Here is a 3,564-nt window from a genome sequence, read left to right as displayed (position 1 = left end):
GATCTCGACCCGGCCGTCGGAGGTGACCGCCCGGCGCGTGCCGCTGCCGTCCGGTCGGGCGGCAAGCGCTCGGCCGAGGAGGTCGAGAAGCCGCTCGAAGACGGCGTGGTCCAGCGTGCCGAAGCCGGAGAGCCGCACCGGACCGTCCGTGGCCAGGACGTCCCAGGCCGCTTCGAGTTCGGCGCGTTCCTTCCGGGCCCGCTCGGCCCGGGCCGCCTTGATCCCGCCGATGTCGCGCACCCTCCCGGTGCGGGTGAACCGCTCGGTGCGGCCGCTGGTGCGCAGCAGGGCCGACACCTCCACCGGCGGAGCCTCCGCCCAGCTGCCCGACGAGGGAACCAACTCCGGGTCGGGGTGGGCGAGATGGGCGTGACGGGCCGGCCCCAGGCCGAAGGCGGCCGACCAGAGGCGGTGCAGGTCGTCCTCGGTGGGCGCCGCGGCGAACCAGCGGGCCAGCTCCCGGAAGTCCTGCACGGCGCTGGAGGAGCGACGCCGCGACTCGGTGATCCGGTCGAGGACCTGCAGGAGCGTCACGATCGCGCGGCGCGCCACGTCGTGCAGCTGATCCACTCGGGGTCGCGCCCCGTCCACCGGCCGGAACCAGGCCTGCAGCCCCTCCCAACGCGCCCGGCGCCGCTCCAGCCAGGCCGGTGCGGGATCGTCGTCGGCGACCGGCGGCAGCTCGGCGCCCCGCAGCGCCCGCTCGTACAGCAGGCTCAACCCCCGCCCCTCGACCCGCTCCACGGCGGATGCCACCGCCCCTCCCCGCTGGTCGAGGTTGACGAGGAACTCCTGGAGATAGGCCACCGTCGCGGCCTTGACCTCCCGGAAGGTCGCCAGGTCCGCACCTTCGGCGCGCAGCAGGCGCTGCAACTCGCCGTTGAACGCCTTGGTGTTGGCCAGCAGTGCCTCCAGGTGGCCCTCCAACTCCTGCAGCGTGGTGAAGACCCGCCGGTCCGAGGACGCGGAGTCCCCCAGCAGGACGTACAGCTCGTCGAGCCGGTCCGCGATCGCCTCCAGGACCGCCGTCTGGAGCGCACCGGTCGAGGCGAGGACGGACAGGGCGTGCTCGACCCCGGCGAACGCGGCCTCACCGCGTCGGGTCAGCGAGTACTGGAGGTTGCGGCGCTCGTACTCCTCGGCGGTGCGGTAGTTCTCCGCGTGGTTCTGCACGACGTCCAGCAGCTGCCACTCCCTGAGCTTCCGCAGCGCCTCCTGGAGCTCGTCGTCGTGAACCGCGTCGAGCCAGCCGACCGTCCGCAGCCGGGCACGCACGTCGTCCAGCCCGAGCGCGGTCTCCAGCCGCTCGTTGGCCGCACCGAAGGCCTGCAGGATCGCACCGTAGAGTTCGGCCTTCTCCCCCGTCGTGAACCGGAACATCTCCGGCGGCACCCTGCGCAACTGCTCTCCTGTCCTCCCCGTCTTCCGGGCACCACAGTACGCGGACGCGCAGACGCCCGGCGACGCGCCTGTCGACCGGCTGACCGCGCTCGGATCAGCTCTCCTCCGTCCCCGCCATCCCGCTCGCCTCCGCGATTCCCTCGACCGTCGCGCGGTCGCTCGCCCGCCGGCCCTCGGCGGCGTCAAGCCGGTCGCGCATGTCCCGCAGGCGGGCCGGATCGGAGGCGACCTCCGGCGGTACGAGCGACATGACCCCCTTGGCCCGCTCGCCGTCGCCGAGGTCGGCCACCACACGGTCGGCGCGGTCCTCGTGTCCGGGCTCCAGGGCACCGAGCAGGCCGAGCAGAACGAGCAGTTCGCGCTGCACCGCGGGTGTGAACAGCTCCCGTTCCTCCGCGTCCAGCTTCACCTCGATCCGCCCACCACCGAGCTCGGCATAGCCGCGCAGGAGATCCATCAGAAGCTTGAACTGCCGCTCGGGCATCAGGACCTGGAGCGACTCGATGTAGAGCTTCAGCCGCAGCGCCGGTAGTTCCGCGTCCATCCGGGCCCTCCCTGGTACGTCAGTCGACCGGAATCCTCACCGATCGTAGTCACCCGATGGCACGGGTGGCGAGGACAGGTGACAGCGCGCGGAGGCGGGCGGAGTTCCCTTGCCGTCAAGGATCGGACGACACCCCCTTCCCCGTCGCGATCCTGACCCCGCACTCCCTTGCCCAGGCCTTGACTAACGTCCGGATTTCGCATGGTGGGCGGCGATCAGGTCGCGGTACCAGGTGTACGAGACCTTCGGGGTGCGGCGCTGCGTCGCGAAGTCGACGTGGACGAGGCCGAAGCGCTGGTGGTAGCCCTCGGCCCATTCGAAGTTGTCGAGGAGGGACCAGGTGTAGTAGCCGCGGATGTCGATGCCTTCGGCGGTGGCCTGGGCGAGGGCGTCGAGGTGGGCGGCCAGGTAGTCGATGCGGGGCTGGTCGGGGGTGGTGGACTCCTCGACGGAGCAGCCGTTCTCGGTGATGGTGAGGGGTGGGAGGGCCTTGCCGTAGGTGTCGCGGAGGTCGAGGAGGAGGCGGGTGAGGGCGGTGGGGACGACGGGCCAGCCGAAGGCGGTGTGGGGGACGTCGGGGATGTCGACGAGGTCGAAGGGGAGGCCGGGTTCGGTGGGGGCGGCGACGCGGGTGGGGTTGTAGAAGTTGAGGCCGAGGCCGTCGAGGCCGGGGGTGTGGATGAGGTCGAGGTCGCGGTCGCGCACGGCGCCGAAGATGTCGTCGGGGACGCCGAGGGCGGAGAGGTCGGGGTAGCGGCCGAGGAGGACGGGGTCGGTGAACAGGCGGTTGTGGAGGGCGTCGTAGGCCTCGGCGGCGGCGAGGTCGGCGGGCGCGGGGGTGGCCGGCTCGACGGGGGTGAGGTTGTTGGAGAGCATCGCCTCCAGGCCGCGGTCGTGGAGGACGGTGGCGGCCAGGCCGTGGGCGAGGAGTTGGTGGTGGGCGGCCGGGAGGGCCTCGAACATCAGGGTGCGGCCGGGGGCGTGGGTGCCCAGGGCGTAGCCGAAGACGGTGTGGACGAAGGGCTCGTTGAGGGTGATCCAGGCGGGGACGCGGTCGCCGAGGCGGTCGGCCAGGACGGTGGCGTAGTCGGCGAAGCGGTACGCGGTGTCACGGTTGAGCCAGCCGCCGTGGTCTTCGAGGGCCTGCGGGAGGTCCCAGTGGAAGAGGGTGGGCAGCGGGGTGATGCCGGCTTCGAGGAGGGCGTCGACGAGGCGGTCGTAGAAGGCGAGGCCGGCCGGGTTGACGGCGCCGGCGCCGGTGGGCAGGACGCGGGACCAGGCGACGGAGAAGCGGTAGCCGTCGAGGCCGAGGCCCTTCATCAGGGCGATGTCCTCGGGGTACCGGTGGTAGTGGTCGCAGGCCACCGCGCCGGTGTGGCCGTCGCGGACGGCGCCGGGGCGGGCGCAGAAGGTGTCCCAGACGGAGGGCCCGCGGCCGTCCTCGTTCACCGCCCCCTCGATCTGGTAGGCGGCGGTGGCGGCACCCCAGCGGAACCCCGCCGGCAGGTCGAAGCGGTCCGGCATGACAGCCTCCTGACGGAAACATGAGGGGTAGTCATGTTACCGGCGCGGCACCGAAACACCAGAGAGGGACGACGGAAGGGACCGAAGCCCCGCAG

3 protein-coding genes are annotated in these 3,564 nt (G+C 72.3%); all 3 read right to left on the bottom strand.

Annotated features, from left to right (window positions below; translation table 11 throughout):
- On the bottom strand, window positions 1-1,380 hold a 1,380-nt coding region (locus tag ACFU6K_RS34040), incomplete at its 3' end, for a TIGR02677 family protein (RefSeq protein WP_380669700.1).
- A gap of 115 nt (window positions 1,381-1,495) precedes the next feature.
- Window positions 1,496-1,945, bottom strand: a complete 450-nt coding sequence (locus ACFU6K_RS34035; protein WP_380669699.1) for a hypothetical protein — start codon at window positions 1,943-1,945, stop codon at window positions 1,496-1,498.
- Between the two features lie 183 nt (window positions 1,946-2,128).
- Complete coding sequence (locus ACFU6K_RS34030) at window positions 2,129-3,469, bottom strand: GH1 family beta-glucosidase (RefSeq protein ID WP_380669697.1); 1,341 nt, start codon at window positions 3,467-3,469, stop codon at window positions 2,129-2,131.
- Between the last annotated feature and the right edge of the window lie 95 nt (window positions 3,470-3,564).

It is taken from the genome of Kitasatospora sp. NPDC057512 (genome assembly GCF_042802135.1).
Taxonomy (GTDB): Bacteria; Actinomycetota; Actinomycetes; order Streptomycetales; family Streptomycetaceae; genus Kitasatospora.
Note: the sequence above shows the minus strand (reverse complement) of the source record. Positions and strands in the feature narration are given on the sequence as shown.

Excerpts from the sequence above, each read along its gene's own strand:
- ACFU6K_RS34035 (WP_380669699.1), bottom strand. The coding sequence starts at position 1,945 with ATGGACGCGGAACTACCGGCGCTGCGGCTGAAGCTCTACATCGAGTCG.
- ACFU6K_RS34030 (WP_380669697.1), bottom strand. The coding sequence starts at position 3,469 with ATGCCGGACCGCTTCGACCTGCCGGCGGGGTTCCGCTGGGGTGCCGCC.